We start from the raw sequence: 14,346 nt of genomic DNA, 5'->3' as shown, positions 1-14,346 counted from the left end.
GTTTCCCGGTCACGTCACCAGGCCGTGGCGGTAGGCGTAGACGACGGCCTGCACGCGGTCGCGCAGCTGCAGCTTGGTCAGGATGCGCGAAACGAACGTCTTCACGGTTTCCTGGCTGATCACGAGCCGCGCCGCGATTTCGCTGTTGGACAGGCCGTCCGCGATGAGCCGGAGGACCTCCAACTCACGCGGGGTCAGCGGGAGCTCGGGCGCACCGCCCGGTGCGGGCCGGATCCGGGCGGCGTGCCTGCCCACCAGCTGGCGCGTCACCTCCGGGTCCAGCAGCGCCGCGCCGGTGGCCACGGTCCGGATCCCGTGCAGCAGCCGGTCCGGTGGCGCGTCCTTGAGCAGGAACCCGCTGGCGCCGGCGCGCAAGGCCTCGTAGACGTACTCGTCCAGGTTGAACGTCGTCAGCACCAGCACCTTGACCGGGTGCGGCACCCCGGCCCCGGCCAGCAGCCGGGTGGCCTCGATGCCGTCGAGCACCGGCATCCGCACGTCCATCACGACGACGTCCGGGCGCAGCCGCGCGGCGAGGTCGACCGCGGCGCGCCCGTCGCCGCACTCGCCGACCACCTCGAAGTCGGGTTGCGCGCCGATGATCGTCACCAGCCCGGTGCGGATCAGCATCTGGTCGTCGCAGACGAGGACCCGGATCACGACCCGCTCCCGGTCGGGATCCGGGCCCGCACGACGAAGCCGGCACCGCCGTCCGCGTCCGCGCTGAAGTCCCCGCCGAGCAGGCCGACCCGTTCGCGGAGACCGGCGAGGCCGCGCCCGCTCCCGCCGGGCGACACGCTCGGCGGACCGGCCGTGGCGATCTCCACTTCGATCTCCCGTTCCCCGTGGCGCACCCGGACCTCGGTGTGGCAGCCGCGGGCGTGCTTGAGTGCGTTCGTCAGCGCTTCCTGCACGACCCGGTAGGCCACCAGGTCGGCGCTGCCGGCGGACTCCGCCGGCGTGCCCTCTTCGGTGAACTCGACCGGCTGCCCGGCCTGACGGGCGTGCTCGACGAGCGGCCGGAGCCCGCCCGGCGGCGGCGTGCCGTCCTCGCCGTGGTCCGGGTTGAGCAGGTCCAGCAGGTGCCGCAGGTCGGTGATGGCGCGGCGGCCGGTGCCGGTGATCGCGGTCAGCGTCTCCGCCAGGCGTTCGGGTGCGGCGGTGAGGTACCGGGCGGCCTCGGCCTGCACGACCATCGCCGTCACGTGGTGGGTGACGACGTCGTGCAGCTCGCGGGCGATGCGGGTGCGTTCCGCGGCGAGCGTGTCCGCGGCGACGCGGCGGCGGCGCTCGGCTTCCGCCGCGCGGGTGGAACGCAACCACGCGCCGATGCCCCACGCGAAGGCGAGCAGCACGTAGAAGGTGACGTACTCCGCCACGGGCTCGGAACCGAGCTGGTGCAGGACGACCGAGAGGAGCACGTAGGCCGCGGAGAACGCCACCGCGGCGGTGCGCCGGCGCCGGCTGATGTGGGCGCCCGCGCTCACCAGCGCGATGCCCAGTGCCGTGCCCGCGACCGAGTGGTAGCCGCGGAGCTGGTCGAGCGCGAAGCCGAGCGACACGAGGGCGAGGCACAGCGCCGGCCACCGCCGCCGCCCGGCGAGCGGGAGGGTTTCGAGCAGGAGCACCCCGACGCCCGGGACGTCGAGGGCCCGCGACGGCACGCCGCCCAGCTCCGTCCCGTGGTTCTGCAGGATCGGCACGAACGCCGCCGCCAGGAACACCAGGCCGAGCGGGAGGTCCCGGACCACGGGGTCGAGCCGGCGCCAGCGCGCCAGGGCCGCCCGGTGCTCGATCACGCGGGAAGTGTAGTGACGTCGGCGGTCCGCTCGCCGCGGCGCCGGGGCACCAGCCGGCCGCGGCGGTGGGCCAGCCGCAGGAACACGCACGTCGCCAGGAAGCAGAACAGCACCGAGTACAGGCTGCCCTCCGGTCCGAAGTCGCCGCCGGTGACGATCGACGGCCCGGACGTGGCCGCGGCCAGCAGCCCCTGCGGGGCGCCCTGGCCGGAGACCACCGCGCCGAAGATGCCCGCCCCGGCGAAGTTCCAGCCGAAGTGCAGGCCGATCGGCAGCCACAGCCTGCGCGTCGCGATGTACGCCGAAGTCAGCAGGCCGCCGCCCTCGATGGCGATGGCGATGGCGCCCCACAGGGTCGCGTGCTCGTTGAACAGGTGCATGAGGCCGAACACCAGGCCGCTCAGCACCAGCGCGAGCCAGGTGCCGAGCCACTTCTCGACGATCCGGAACAGGATGCCGCGGAACAGCAGCTCCTCCGTCACCGCGGCGGCGGCCATGAAGCCGACGAGCCCGAGCGCCCCCGGCACGCTGCCCCAGCCGCGGATCTCGTAGTCCCCGAGGAGGGCGATGTTCGCGATGACGGCCGCGAACAGGGCGAGCCCGATCACCGCCCCCCGGCCGAGCGCACTCCGGGCGCCGGACCCGGCCAGCTCGGTCACCGGGCGCTGCTCGGTCTTGCGCACCACCCAGCGGTAGGCGAACACCGCGAGCACGGCGGTCAGTCCGCCGAAGAGCAGGGTGAGCCACGGATTTCCGTCCACCGCGGCAACGCACAGCTGCCCGGCGAACGCCACCGCCGCCACGGCCAGGAACTGCCAAACGAGCCTCATGAGAACCCCTTCGCGTCGTCCGCGGCCCGTCCCGCGGATGTCTCGAACGCTAGGGATGCGGCGGCCGGGAATCGTCACCGTCGAGTGGACAACCGCGCGTAGCTCGCACGGGGGACGCTTGAACCTTCCGGGGGCCCCGCGCACTAATAAGGGGGTGTCGAGAGACCTCGATTTCAGCGAGTACTTCGCCGCGCGCGTCCAGCGTTTCCGGCGCGTGGCCTTCGCCCTCTGCGGTGACTGGCACGGCGCCGAGGACCTGGTGCAGGCGATGTTCGTCCAGCTGTACCGGCGCTGGCGGCGCGTCCGCCCGGACACGGCCGACGCGTACGCGCGCCGCATCCTGCTGAACCTGTTCCTGGCCGGGCGCCGGAAATCCGGGCGGGAGTACGTGACGCCGTCCGTGCCGGAGGCGGAGTCCCCGCCGGGCCGGGACACGCCGTTGCGCCTCGACGTGGAGCGGGCACTGGCCGGGTTGACGCCCCGGCAGCGCGCGATGGTGGTGCTGCGGTTCCTCGAAGACCTCCCGGTGACCGAGGTGGCGGCGCTGCTCGGCGTCGCCGAAGGAACGGTCAAGTCCCAGACGGCCCGCGGGGTCGAGGCCCTGCGCGCGGCCCTGCCGGCGCCGACCGCCGAGGAGTGGTGATGGAAGAGATCCGGTCCCTGCTGACGGCGTACGTGACCGAAGACGAGCCCCCGATCGGCCTGTCCGGGGAGGCGGTGCTGTCGGCGGCCCGCCTGGCGCGCCGGCGTCACCTGCTGACGGGAGCGGTGGCGCTGGCCGTGGTGGTGCTGGCCATGGGCCTGGCGGTAGTGGTGCTGCCGCACCGGGGCGGAGTGGCGAACGCGCCCTGCCCGACGGCTTCGGACACACGCGCGGCCCTGGTCGACCGCCTGAGCTGCGTGGTGGGCCGCGCGGTGCGCTCGCTGCTGCCACCGGACGCGCAGATCACGCGCTTGACGATCCCGGGGGAGAAGCCACCGGAGGACCCGTTCCACCTGATCGCCGACCCGGCGGGAGACGAGCCACGGGACGCGTTGTTCCACATGGGGGTCCGGGTGACCGACGCACGGGGTTCCGGATCGGTGTACGTCCTGATGGTGCCCAGCCGCAACTCGGGCGGCCCGCCGTGCGAAGAACCGGAGGAGATCCTCTGCCGCACGGAGCCGACCCCGCAGGGCTTGCTGTGGCTGTCGACGCTCCAGTCCGGCGACATCCTGACCCACCGCGTGGCACTGGCCACGCCGGAAGCGGTGGTGCAGTTCTGGTCGAACGACAGCGGGGTGCTGGAGCAGGCCGGGGTGCCGCTGCCGAAGCAGCGCACGGAGCCGACGTTGACGCTGGCGGAGGTGCGGCAGCTGGCGTTGACGCCGGGACTGGACTTCTAGTGCTGCCGTGCCCGCAGGGCCTCGATCACGTCGTCGTCCCAGCGGTGGGTCCGGATCAGCCGGTACCGTTCCGCCGCCACCCACATGTACGCCTCGGCGTCCGTCCGGTCCCCGATCAGGCCCGCCTGGCGCAGCATCGCCACCACCGGGACGAACTCCTCGTCGAACCACCGCTGCGCCACGCTCGCCCGGTCGCAGAACTTGCCCTCGTCCTGCATCAACCGGAAGCCCCACGCCTCCACGTGCTCGCCCAGCCGGGCGTAGTCCCACGGGTCCGACACGATCACCGACGCCCGGGCGTGCCCGGTCAGCGGCACGCGCTCGAGGAACAGCCGCCGGTAGTCCTTGACGATCAGGTCGCCGCGGTGGCGGATCCCGCTCGGGTCCAGTTTGGTGCGGACCACCGTCACCATTGCCTCTATTGTGGACAGTCCCTGGGCGAGGGCGACCGAGACCCGGTGGTGGCCGTCGATGATGAAGTGCAGCTCGCCGACGCGGTAGACCTCGATCGGGGGGATCTCCTCGCCGCGGCGGGCGGCCAGCGCCAGGCGCTCCCAGCGCTCGCGGACGCGCGCGGACGTCGGGCGGAACCGGCGGTCGAAGTCGCGGCTGCGGTCGACCGTGCCGACGATCGAGTCCAGTTTGATCACCCGCAGCCCGATCCGGTGCTCGCCGAGGTAGCCGAGCGCCTCCACCACCTCGTGGAACGGCAGCATGATGTTGACGTCGTCGGGCTCGCGGCGCAGCCACGTCGAAAGCCGCGAGAGCACCTGGCCCCGGCGTGCGCGGAGGAAGTCGTTCTCCGCGTCGGCGCGGGGAAACCCGGTCTCTTTCATGAGAACTCCATGATCCGGTGGCCCACCACGTTGCGGATCCGCGTCGCGCCGGCGACCCGGTCCGGCACCGGCTCGCCGTGCGGGTGGATGTGCCCGTGCAGCAGCCACTTCGGGCGCAGCACCTCGATCGTCCGGTGCAGGCACGCGAACCCGCGGTGCGGCGGGTCCGGCCGGTCGCCGAGGTCCAGCGGCGGCGAGTGCGTCAGCAGGATGTCGACGTCACGCCCGTCGCGCCACCGCCGGAACCGGGCGCGGCGCACCAGGCCGCGGGCCCGGCGGGCCTGCTGGCGCTGCGTCCACTGGTTCGGCCCGTCGTTGTAGCGGATCGAGCCGCCGAGGCCGGCGAACCGGAGGCCGGCGACGTCGACGACCCGGCCGTCGGCGTTGATGCCGCCCGCCGGGCCCGGCCAGACCGTCGGGAAACCGTCCTTCATGGACAGCCCGCCGTAGCGCGTGTAGCCGCTCAGGTCCGGGTCGTGGTTGCCCGGCACGAACACGCACGGTGCGTCGAGCGCGCTGGCCAGGAACGCGAGGTAGTCGTAGGGGAGGTCGCCGGCGCCGATGACGAGGTCGACGGAGACGGCGCGGACCGCGTCGGTCCACAACCGCTCGTCGACCTCGTCGGAGACGACCAGCGCTTTCGGCATGCGCCCAGGATAGGACGCTCCGCCGTTATTTCATCCCGTGCGCGAACCCGGGGTCGGCGACGATGACGAAGGTGATCACGAAGATCCAGACGAGGCTGAGCGCGAGCGCCCAGAACTTGAGGTTGGACAGCATCCTGGACATGACGGTTCTCCGAAGGAATCCGGTGGAACGAAAGGGGACCTAGAGCCAGCCGTTCTTCCGGAATATTCGGTACAGCAACAGGCAGATCGCCAGGATCACGGTGATCACCAGCGGGTACCCGAACTTCCAGTGCAGTTCGGGCAGGTAGTCGAAGTTCATCCCGTAGATGCCCGCGATCATCGTCGGCACGGTGATGATCGCCGCCCACGACGTGATCTTGCGCATATCGGTGTTCTGCTGCAGGGAGATCTTCGCGACGGTCGCGTCGACCAGGGTGGACAGCAGTTCGTCGAACGCCGCCACCCGTTCGGACACCGTCGTGAGGTGGTCGGCGACGTCGCGGAAGTACGAGCGGACCTCGTCCGGCACCAGCCGCGTGTAGCCCTCGGCCAGGCGCTGCACCGGTGTCGCCAGCGGCATCACCGCGCGGCGCAGCTCGAGCACCTCCCGCTTCATCAGGTAGATCTGCTCGGCGCTGATCTGCGACCGGGGCGCGAAGACCTGCGCCTCCATCACGTCGATGTCGTTCTCGATCCGGCCCGTGACGTCCAGGTAGTGGTCGACCACGTGGTCGGCGATCGCGTGCACCACCGCGGCCGGCCCCAGCTGCAGGCGCTCGGGGTCGTCGTCCAGCTCGCGGCGCAGGCGCGCCAGGCCCGAGTGGTTCCCGTGCCGGACGGTGATCACGAAGTCCCGGCCGAGGAACACCATCAGCTCGCCGGTCTCGACGATCTCGTTCGCCGTGGTCGGTGACTCGTGCTCGACGTACCGCACGGTCTTGACCACCAGGAACAGCGTGTCGTCGTAGCGCTCCAGCTTCGGCCGCTGGTGCGCTTCGAGCGCGTCCTCGACCGCCAGCTCGTGCAACCCGAACGTGTCCGCGACGCCCTGGATCTGCTGGGCGTCCGGCTCGTGCAGGCCGATCCAGACGAACCCCTCGTGCCGCTTCCGGACCTCTTTGATCGCCTCGGAGTGGCTCCAGCGGCCGGGCAGGCGCTCGCCGCCGACGTACACGGCGCAGTCGACGACGTAGGCCGACAGCGGCACCGGGACCGGGCGGACCGGGACGGTGCCCTTGTTGCCGCGGCCGCGCAGGCCGCCGAGCGAGGGAATGGCAGGCATGGGATCTCCTGGTGTCGTGCGTGGTCGTGCGAGACGACGGACCAGGGGCGGAAAGCGTCCGCCCGGCGACACACCAGCGTTCCCGGGACGAGAAGGCCTACCAGGAGATGAGCCGGCCGGCGGGAGTGGCAGGAACGCTGGGACTACTAGGGAGCGGACTATCGCCACTACTCATCGAGTTCCTCACCTCCTCCGGGCCGGGTGCAACGTGGCGGGGCTCGCGTTGACGCGCGAACACCGATGGTTGAGGGTACTCCTCACTACGGATGCGTGTCGTACCAGGCTCACGCGGTGTTACGTGACGGGAGATGACGAGTGCAGTTCGGCCGGTATTTCGAGGAGTTCGAGGTCGGTGCGGTCTACAAGCACTGGCCGGGCAAAACGGTCACCGAATACGACGACCACCTGTTCTGCCTGATCACCATGAACCACCACCCGCTGCACCTCGACGCGCACTACGCGGAGGAGACCACCGACTTCGGCAAGAACGTCGTGGTCGGCAACTACGTCTACTCGCTGCTGCTGGGGATGTCCGTGCCGGACGTTTCCGGCAAGGCCATCGCGAACCTCGAGGTCGAGTCGCTGAAGCACGTCAAGCCGACCTTCCACGGCGACACCATCTACGGCGAGACCGAGGTGCTCGACAAGACGCCGTCGAAGTCCAAGGACGACCGCGGTGTCGTGTACGTCGAGACGCGCGGTTACAAGCAGGACGGCCTGATCGTGTGCACCTTCCGGCGGAAGGTGATGGTGCCCAAGCGCTCGTACGGGGAGACTCGGGGCGGGGAGCAGCCGGGCCGGCCGGTGCCGCACGAATGAGGCTCTGATGGACCTGGACGGGATCAAGGCGGTACTCCGCACGTTCGCGGAAGTCGAGGCGCGCGGGGTCTCGCCGCTGTACGAGCACCTGGCGCTGCAGGCGGCCTCGGACGACGACGTCGCCGGGCTGCTCGCCTCGGCCCGCGACGGCGAGGTCCGGGGCACGCTGCTGATGGCGGTCGCGCACCGGCTCGTGCAGGCGGACCCGATCCACCCGCTGTCGCGGTACTACCCGTCGCTGGGCGGGTTCGACGGCGTGGATTCCGACACCTGGCCGCTGTTCCGGTCGTTCCTGCTGGAGCGCGCCGACAAGGCGCGTTCCCTGATCGCTTCGCGCTACACGCAGACCAACGAGGTCCGGCGGGCCGCGCTGCTGTACCCGGGGGTCGCGCGGGCGGCGCGCGAAGCGGGCGGGAAGGTCTCGTTGCTGGAGGTCGGCTGCAGCGCGGGGCTGCTGCTCGGGCTGGACCGGTTCGGCTACCGCTACCAGTGCGACGGCGGCGACCAGCTGACGGCCGGCCCGGCCAAGGCGGCGGTGGGGCTGCACTGCGCACTGGACCTGGCCGCGGGCGCGGTGGTCCCGAAGCTGCCGAAGAAGCTGGCGGTGCTCGATCGGGCGGGCCTCGACCGGGCCCCGGTGGACCTGTCGGACGAGGACGAGCTGGCGTGGCTGGAGGCGTGCGTCTGGGCGGACCAGCCGGACCGGATCCGGCTGCTGCGGACGGCGGCGGCCGAGCAGGCCAAGCACCGCCCGCGGCTGATCACCGGGGACGGCGTCGACGACCTGGCCTCGGCGGCCGGGTCGCTGGCGGGGCCGCTGGTGGTGATCACCAGCCACGCGCTGGCGTACTTCCCGGCGGAGCGGCGGTCCGCGTTCGTCGCGGGCCTGGCCGAGCTGGCGGCTTCGCGGCCGGTGTGGTGGGTCTCGGAGGAGTTCTACGGCGCCGGGCTGGAGCTCGTGCTGCCGGGCCGCGACGACCTCGCGGGCGCGGACGGCCTGGCGACGTTGGGTGTCGTGCGGTGGGAGGACGGCAAGCCGGAGGCGCACGCGCTGGCCCGGACCGCGCCGCACGGGCAGCGGATGACCTGGTTGCCGCTGTGAGTGCGGCCCGGCCCGAACGTCGCGAATGACTCATTCGGGACCTCGGACGTCCCGAATGAGTCATTCGCGACACTGGCGAGCCGCTGTCAGGCCCGCGGCAGGGCGTCCCAGTCACGCAACGTCACGTAAAGGCGGTCGACCAGTGCGCCGGCCGCCTCCAGCCCGGCAAGGTCTGCCGCATCGGACCAACGCGCGTCCGATGCGTCGTCACCAGCCGTGAGAATTCCGCCACCGACCTCGCAGGCGTAGTCGAAAATCTGGTAGCTCCCCCGCCGCACCGAACCGACCAATGTGCCCGGAATCACGTCCAGGCCGGTCTCCTCCCGCAGCTCCCTGATCACGGCCGTTTCGTCCGATTCGCCCGGTTCGACTCGGCCACCCGGCAGCGACCACTGCCCCGAACCGGGGTCGTTCAGGCGCCGGATGAGCAGCAAACGGCCGTACGCGTCGAACACGATCCCGCCGACACAGCGGATCGTGGTGCTGGTGAGGCCCTCCATGTCCCGAAGGGTAGACGCAATCGACTTGAAAACGGATGTCCTGTACACGGAGAGTAGCCGTACGGTACACTTCGGACGGCGTGCTGACCCAAGCGCGGGACTTTCCTCCCACGTGCCTGTTCAGTGCGGTACAACGTAAAAACTGCTGTTGTCCGGTGTCACCGTAAGAGACGGGATTTGATCGCGGTGAACGTGAAGAAGATTGCGGGCCTCGCCGGTATCGCGTTGGTGCTGTTCTTCGTCATCGCCCAGCCTGGGCAGGCCGCCGGCCTCGTCGGCAACATCATCGACTTCCTGCGCAGCTCGGCCGAATCGGTGATCACCTTCGTCAGCAACGTGTTCAAGGGCTGATTCGGGGCTACCCTCGAACCATGTTCGCGCCACGCGACCCCGACGAGTACCTCCTCGACACCGAGCGGCGGGTCATCCGGATCCGCCGCCACTGGGCGGTGCTGCTGTGGGACACCTTCGAGGCGGCCGCGCTGCTGGCCGTCTGCGTGCTGGTGTCCTACCTGCTGCCGCCGGCGCTGTACATCGGCCAGAACATCCTCTGGTACGTCGCGCTGCTCGTCGTCCTGCGGTTCGCCTACGTGGTGATGGAGTGGTGGGTCGAGCGCCTGGTCGTCACCGACAAGCGGTTCGTCATGACGACCGGGGTGTTCACCACCAAGGTGCTGATGATGCCGATCAGCAAGGTCACCGACCTCAGCTACGTCCGCACGGCCACCGGCCGGATGATGGGCTACGGCACGATGGTGGTCGAGTCCGCCGGCCAGATCCAGGCGCTGAACAAGATCGACTTCCTGCCGCGGCCGGAGGAGTTCTACGACACGATCTCGGAGCTCGTCTTCGGCGACAAGCAGAAGCAGGCCGAACGCTTCTCCATGATCAAGGCGCAGCGGGCCGCCCGGGGCAAGAAGCCGGTCGGCTGATCCCGCCGCGCGTGTGACGCAGCGCATCGTCGACAATGGACACGATGCGCATCGACCTGCACGCCCATTCCACCGCTTCCGACGGCACCGACACGCCGGCCGGGCTCGTCGCCGCGGCCGCGAAAGCCGGGCTCGACGTCGTCGCGATCACCGACCACGACACCACCGCGGGCTGGGCGCCCGCTTCCGAAGCGGTGTCACCCGGCCTGACCCTGGTTCCCGGCGCCGAGCTCTCCACGGTGTCGATCGACCCCGACACGGGCCGCCAGATCAGCGTCCACCTGCTCGCTTACCTCTTCGACCCGACGTCCGAGCCCGTCGTCACCGAGCAGACCCGGCTGCGCCTCGAGCGCCGCACGCGGCTGCGCCGGATGGCCGAGCGGATGGCCGCCGACGGGCTCCCGATCGACATCGACGAGATCTTCGGCCTGCTGCCCGAGGACTCGCCGCCGGGACGGCCGCACCTGGCGCAGGCGCTGGTCCGGGCCGGGCTGGTCAAGTCCGTCGACGAGGCCTTCGCCGACTACCTGAGCCCCCGCCGCGGCTACTACGTCGCCCGCCGGGACACCCCGGTCGAAGAGGCCATCGACATGATCGCCGCGGCCGGTGGCGTCACGGTCGTCGCGCACCCCTTCGCCTTCAGCCGCGGCGCCACGATCAGCGAGGACACCCTCGCCGGGCTGGCCGCGCGCGGGCTCACCGGCGTCGAAGCCGACCACCCGAACCACGACGCGCCGACGCGGGCCCGCGTCCGCGAGCTGGCCGCCGAGCTCGGGCTCGTCTTCACCGGCTCGAGCGACTACCACGGCACCAACAAGACGATCGCGCTCGGCGAGTGCACCACCGGCCCCGGGCAGTTCGAGGAACTCGTTTCGCGGGCGACGGGGTTCCAGGTCGTGAAGGGCTGACATGGCCATCGCCGACTTCTTCGACCCGAAGCTCTTCATGAGCGCGACGATCACCCTGATCGTCATCATGGACCCGCCCGGCACCGTGCCGGTGTTCCTGAGCCTGGTCGGCCGCAAGCCGATGGCGACCCGGGCGCGCGCCGCCCGGCAGGCCGTCCTGGTGTCGCTGCTGGTCATCAGCCTGTTCGCGATCGCGGGCCAGGCGATCCTGGCCTACCTCGGCATCGGCATCCCCGCGCTGCAGGGCGCGGGCGGGCTGCTGCTCCTGCTGATCGCGCTGCAGCTGCTCACCAGCAACGGCCACGAGCAGGAGGCGGCGGCCGACGACGTCAACGTGGCCCTGGTGCCGCTCGGCACGCCGCTGCTGGCCGGGCCGGGCGCGATCGCCGCGACCATCGTGTTCGTCCGGCAGGCCGACGGGCACCTCGGCGCGTACATCGCCCTGGCGCTGGCCATCGTCACCGTGCACTTCGTGATCTACCTCTGCATGCGCTACTCCGGCGTCGTCATCCGGCTGATCAAGGAAAGCGGCATCACGCTGCTGGCCAAGGTGGCCGGCCTGCTGCTCGCGGCCATCGCGGTGGAGCTCGTCGCGAACTCCGTCCGCGGGTTCATCGCCGGCGGGAACTGACCCGCCACCCGGGTTGTCCTGCCGGACAGGATGCGTCCGGGTCGTTGACATCGTTGGCACCGCTCCCGCAGCCTGAAGCTCAGCTCAGCGGTTGAAACGATTCAACGCCTTGCGGAGGCCTCGATGAAGTGGCTCAGAGCAGTCCTGCCGGTCACGGTGCTGGTGGCGAGCGGTGTCGTCGCCGCGCCGGCCGGCGCCACGCCCGGCTGGCAGAAGTACGTCGTCGCCCCTTCGAGCCGGGACGTCCGGCCGGTGAAGGTGCTGTCCGCCACCGGGGACGTCGCGAACCCGGACGGCCTGCTCGGGCGCGGGGTGGCGACGTTCAAGCGGCAGGCGCCGCCGCCGAAGCCGGTCTGGCCGGCGGGCACCACCGCGGCCGCGTCGTCGTTCCACTCGCCGAACAACGGCGGGAACGGCCAGCCCCGGACCTACGACCCCGGCAACGCCGTCGACGGCAACACCGGGACGTTCTGGAACGACGACACGATCGGCGCCTACCCGGACGTACTGACGATCACCGCGGGCGCGCCGGTCGCGCTGCCCGGCGTCACCGTGCTGTCCAATGTGGACGGCGTGCCGCAGGACTTCACGGTCGAGGTGCTGGACGCGGGTGCGTGGCGGGTGGCCGCTTCCGTGACCGGCAACACCGCCGTGCAGCGCGCGGTGACCTTCGACCGGCCGGTGACGACCGCGCAGGTCCGGATCACCGTGACCAAGGACCAGAACACCCCGTCGGGCGAGTTCAGCCGGGTCGCCGAGGTGTGGCCCGGCGTGGTCGCCGATCCGCCGGTGCCGACCGCCGTCGTCGACTTCGGCAAGGTCGTCGCCGGGTACCCGAAGATCGCCTTCGCGGGGGCGTCGGCGAACCGCCCCGGCGTCCGGCTGGCGTTCTCGGAAACCCGCCAGTACCTGGGCGAACGCTCCGACTTCACCCGCTCGGACTTCTCCGGCGGTCCGGGTACCGACCAGTACGCCGTGCCCTCGGCGCCGACGGTGTGGCGCGACACGAAGGGCTGCGCTTCCGGCAACCAGGTGTGCGCCGACGGCCTGCACGGCTTCCGCTACCTGCGGATCAGCCTGGACGCGCTGGCCTCGGATGCGCCTTTGGCCCAGCCGTCCGGTGAGGTGCGCATCAGCGGCGTCTCGCTCGACTTCACGCCGTTCCTCGGGACGCCGTCGACCTACCGCGGCTGGTTCGAGTCGTCCGACGAGGAGCTGAACCGCTACTGGTACGCGGCGTCCTACACGAACGAGCTGGGCATGGACACCTTCCGCGAGTCCGATGTGGACCCTCGCGGCGCGTTCTCGCCGTCGCTGGACGGGAAGCTGGTGCTGCACGACGGCGCGAAGCGCGACCGGGACCCGTACGTCGGCGATGTCGCGGTGTCGGGCCTGACGGAGTACCTGACGCACCAGGACGGCACGGCGGCGCGGAACGTCCTCGCCGACCTGGCCGACCACCAGCGCGCGGACGGCTGGATCCCGCCCGCGTCGATCAACGGCTACACGTTGCCGTTGTTCGACTATCCGCTCTGGTGGGTGACGTCGAGCTGGGACTACGTGCTCTACACGGGCGACACCGCGTACGCGTCTTCGTGCTACTCGCACCTCGTGAAGGCGCTCGACAGCTGGTATCCGTCGGTCACCGATTCGCGCGGGTTGCTCGCGAAGGGGCTTAACGGCACAGGCGGCTACGGCGACTACGCTTTCCTGCCGCGTACGGGCGAAGTGACGTACTACAACGCGTTGTACGTCCGGGCGCTTCAGGGCGCTGCCGGTCTGGCTCGCGCGACGGGCCACGCGGCCGACGCGGAGCGGTGGCTTTCGCGTGCTTCGGGCGTCGCGACGGCCGTGAATGCTCACTTGTGGGACCCGGCGGCGGGCGCTTACCTCGACTCGGCCGAGGGCGCGGTGCGGCACGGTCAGGACGGCAACAGCCACGCGATCCTGGCCGGGATCGCTTCGCCCGCCCAGGCCGCTTCGGCGTTGGCGCGGCTTGCGGCGGGCGCGTTGCCGTACGGGAACCCGTTCATGGACAACGACACGCTCGTCTCTGACGGGACGAAGCGCGTGTACGCGTTCACGTCGTTCCCGGAGCTGCAGGCGCGCTTCCGGACCGGGCAGGCGGCGTCCGCGATCGACCAGATCAAGCGGATGTACGGCTGGATGGCCACGCACGACCCGGGCATCACGGCGTGGGAGGGCATCGGCGAGGGCGGTTCGCACTACGAGCAGGGGTACACGTCGGCGGCGCACGGCTGGTCGACCGGAGTCGTCCCGGCGCTGACGAACGAGCTGCTGGGCGTCTCGCCGACGTCGCCGGGCTTCGCGACCTGGACGGTTTCGCCGCACCCGGGTCCGGTTTCGTGGGCGCGCGGAGCGGTGCCGACGCCGAAGGGCGCGTTGTCGGCTTCGTGGTCGCAGCAGGGTTCGGTGTTCTCGTTGACGGTTTCCGCGCCGCGGGGGACTTCGGGTTCGCTGGTGGTGCCTTCGGGGCGTCTCGTGCTGCTGGACGGGCGTGCGGTGCGGGCCGCGGGTCCGTTGACGGTTTCCGGTGGCACGCACACGGTCCTGGTAGTGCGTTAGCCGGGCTTTCCGCGCGGGGCCCGGGTCGCCCCGCGCGGAAAGTGGCCGTGACATCTGGGGCTTCGCCCCATGTCGGGGGCTCCGCCACCCGAACCCCCGAAAAAAG

General features: G+C 71.0%; 16 protein-coding genes. 9 read left to right on the top strand and 7 right to left on the bottom strand.

Annotated features, from left to right (window positions below):
• Positions 1 to 9 precede the first annotated feature (9 nt).
• Genes OO60_RS39685 through OO60_RS39675 form a run of 3 tightly spaced genes read right to left on the bottom strand, consistent with a single transcriptional unit; the run spans position 10 to position 2,629 of the window.
• Positions 10 to 660, bottom strand: a complete 651-nt coding sequence (locus OO60_RS39685; protein WP_003095430.1) for a response regulator — start codon at positions 658 to 660, stop codon at positions 10 to 12.
• Positions 657 to 1,799, bottom strand: coding sequence for a sensor histidine kinase (locus OO60_RS39680; RefSeq protein ID WP_003095432.1), 1,143 nt, complete (start codon positions 1,797 to 1,799; stop codon positions 657 to 659). Before OO60_RS39680 ends, OO60_RS39685 begins: the two co-directional genes overlap by 4 nt.
• Positions 1,796 to 2,629 (bottom strand): CPBP family intramembrane glutamic endopeptidase, encoded by an 834-nt coding sequence (locus OO60_RS39675; protein WP_003095435.1) that lies wholly within the window; start codon positions 2,627 to 2,629, stop codon positions 1,796 to 1,798. Before OO60_RS39675 ends, OO60_RS39680 begins: the two co-directional genes overlap by 4 nt.
• A gap of 154 nt (positions 2,630 to 2,783) precedes the next feature.
• Here OO60_RS39675 and OO60_RS39670 point away from each other — a divergent pair, with 154 nt between their 5' ends.
• Positions 2,784 to 3,272, top strand: coding sequence for a SigE family RNA polymerase sigma factor (locus OO60_RS39670; RefSeq protein WP_003095438.1), 489 nt, complete (start codon positions 2,784 to 2,786; stop codon positions 3,270 to 3,272).
• The gene (locus OO60_RS39665) at positions 3,272 to 4,015 is read left to right on the top strand and encodes a hypothetical protein (RefSeq protein WP_003095439.1); all 744 of its coding nucleotides are present in this window, start codon (positions 3,272 to 3,274) and stop codon (positions 4,013 to 4,015) included. The genes OO60_RS39670 and OO60_RS39665 overlap by 1 nt, the downstream gene beginning before the upstream one ends.
• On the opposite strand, the gene OO60_RS39660 is transcribed toward OO60_RS39665, so the two are convergent.
• The 3 genes from OO60_RS39660 to corA form a co-directional block, all read right to left on the bottom strand.
• Positions 4,012 to 4,851, bottom strand: coding sequence for a ParB N-terminal domain-containing protein (locus OO60_RS39660; protein WP_003095442.1), 840 nt, complete (start codon positions 4,849 to 4,851; stop codon positions 4,012 to 4,014). The two genes, OO60_RS39665 and OO60_RS39660, sit on opposite strands and share 4 nt — an antisense overlap.
• Entirely contained in the window at positions 4,848 to 5,498 is a 651-nt protein-coding gene (locus tag OO60_RS39655) for a metallophosphoesterase family protein (RefSeq protein WP_003095445.1), read from the bottom strand. The genes OO60_RS39660 and OO60_RS39655 overlap by 4 nt, the downstream gene beginning before the upstream one ends.
• Positions 5,499 to 5,679: 181 nt before the next feature.
• Positions 5,680 to 6,762: a magnesium/cobalt transporter CorA gene (gene corA, locus OO60_RS39650; RefSeq protein WP_003095452.1), complete on the bottom strand. Its 1,083-nt coding sequence runs from the start codon at positions 6,760 to 6,762 to the stop codon at positions 5,680 to 5,682.
• 315 nt (positions 6,763 to 7,077) lie between these two features.
• On the opposite strand from corA, the gene OO60_RS39645 reads away from it, so the two are divergent.
• Both OO60_RS39645 and OO60_RS39640 read left to right on the top strand, forming a co-directional pair.
• On the top strand, positions 7,078 to 7,581 hold the full coding sequence (locus OO60_RS39645) for a MaoC family dehydratase (RefSeq protein WP_003095455.1): 504 nt from the start codon (positions 7,078 to 7,080) through the stop codon (positions 7,579 to 7,581).
• A gap of 7 nt (positions 7,582 to 7,588) precedes the next feature.
• The gene (locus OO60_RS39640; RefSeq protein ID WP_003095458.1) at positions 7,589 to 8,683 is read left to right on the top strand and encodes a DUF2332 domain-containing protein; all 1,095 of its coding nucleotides are present in this window, start codon (positions 7,589 to 7,591) and stop codon (positions 8,681 to 8,683) included.
• 86 nt (positions 8,684 to 8,769) lie between these two features.
• Here the strand turns inward: OO60_RS39640 and OO60_RS39635 are convergent, their stop codons facing one another.
• Entirely contained in the window at positions 8,770 to 9,183 is a 414-nt protein-coding gene (locus OO60_RS39635) for an NUDIX hydrolase (protein ID WP_033263312.1), read from the bottom strand.
• Positions 9,184 to 9,369: 186 nt separating this feature from the next.
• Here OO60_RS39635 and OO60_RS45645 point away from each other — a divergent pair, with 186 nt between their 5' ends.
• The 5 genes from OO60_RS45645 (at position 9,370) to OO60_RS39615 (ending at position 14,240) form a co-directional block, all read left to right on the top strand.
• Positions 9,370 to 9,534 carry a hypothetical protein gene (locus tag OO60_RS45645; protein ID WP_162146229.1) on the top strand — a complete coding sequence of 55 codons (165 nt, stop codon included), beginning with the start codon at positions 9,370 to 9,372 and terminating at the stop codon, positions 9,532 to 9,534.
• Between the two features lie 20 nt (positions 9,535 to 9,554).
• Positions 9,555 to 10,115 (top strand): PH domain-containing protein, encoded by a 561-nt coding sequence (locus tag OO60_RS39630; RefSeq protein ID WP_003095467.1) that lies wholly within the window; start codon positions 9,555 to 9,557, stop codon positions 10,113 to 10,115.
• Positions 10,116 to 10,150: 35 nt separating this feature from the next.
• Positions 10,151 to 11,023: a PHP domain-containing protein gene (locus tag OO60_RS39625; RefSeq protein WP_003095469.1), complete on the top strand. Its 873-nt coding sequence runs from the start codon at positions 10,151 to 10,153 to the stop codon at positions 11,021 to 11,023.
• 1 nt (position 11,024) lies between these two features.
• A complete protein-coding gene (locus OO60_RS39620) occupies positions 11,025 to 11,654 on the top strand; it encodes a MarC family protein (protein WP_003095471.1) in 630 nt (209 codons plus the stop codon).
• Between the two features lie 123 nt (positions 11,655 to 11,777).
• Positions 11,778 to 14,240: an alpha-L-rhamnosidase-related protein gene (locus tag OO60_RS39615; RefSeq protein WP_003095474.1), complete on the top strand. Its 2,463-nt coding sequence runs from the start codon at positions 11,778 to 11,780 to the stop codon at positions 14,238 to 14,240.
• Positions 14,241 to 14,346: the final 106 nt, after the last annotated feature.

This window comes from Amycolatopsis vancoresmycina (assembly GCF_000716785.1).
GTDB lineage: Bacteria > Actinomycetota > Actinomycetes > Mycobacteriales > Pseudonocardiaceae > Amycolatopsis > Amycolatopsis vancoresmycina.
The sequence above is the reverse complement of the archived record's forward strand: the minus strand, read 5'-3'. Positions and strand labels throughout refer to the sequence as shown.

What these genes read in the sequence shown, in the direction of transcription:
- OO60_RS39620 (WP_003095471.1), top strand. Translation starts at nt 11,025, where the DNA reads ATGGCCATCGCCGACTTCTTCGACCCGAAGCTCTTCATGAGCGCGACG.
- OO60_RS39640 (WP_003095458.1), top strand. Translation starts at nt 7,589, where the DNA reads ATGGACCTGGACGGGATCAAGGCGGTACTCCGCACGTTCGCGGAAGTC.
- OO60_RS39655 (WP_003095445.1), bottom strand. Translation starts at nt 5,498, where the DNA reads ATGCCGAAAGCGCTGGTCGTCTCCGACGAGGTCGACGAGCGGTTGTGG.
- OO60_RS39625 (WP_003095469.1), top strand. Translation starts at nt 10,151, where the DNA reads ATGGACACGATGCGCATCGACCTGCACGCCCATTCCACCGCTTCCGAC.
- corA (WP_003095452.1), bottom strand. Translation starts at nt 6,762, where the DNA reads ATGCCTGCCATTCCCTCGCTCGGCGGCCTGCGCGGCCGCGGCAACAAG.
- OO60_RS39675 (WP_003095435.1), bottom strand. Translation starts at nt 2,629, where the DNA reads ATGAGGCTCGTTTGGCAGTTCCTGGCCGTGGCGGCGGTGGCGTTCGCC.
- OO60_RS39660 (WP_003095442.1), bottom strand. Translation starts at nt 4,851, where the DNA reads ATGAAAGAGACCGGGTTTCCCCGCGCCGACGCGGAGAACGACTTCCTC.
- OO60_RS39630 (WP_003095467.1), top strand. Translation starts at nt 9,555, where the DNA reads ATGTTCGCGCCACGCGACCCCGACGAGTACCTCCTCGACACCGAGCGG.
- OO60_RS39635 (WP_033263312.1), bottom strand. Translation starts at nt 9,183, where the DNA reads ATGGAGGGCCTCACCAGCACCACGATCCGCTGTGTCGGCGGGATCGTG.
- OO60_RS39665 (WP_003095439.1), top strand. Translation starts at nt 3,272, where the DNA reads ATGGAAGAGATCCGGTCCCTGCTGACGGCGTACGTGACCGAAGACGAG.
- OO60_RS39615 (WP_003095474.1), top strand. Translation starts at nt 11,778, where the DNA reads ATGAAGTGGCTCAGAGCAGTCCTGCCGGTCACGGTGCTGGTGGCGAGC.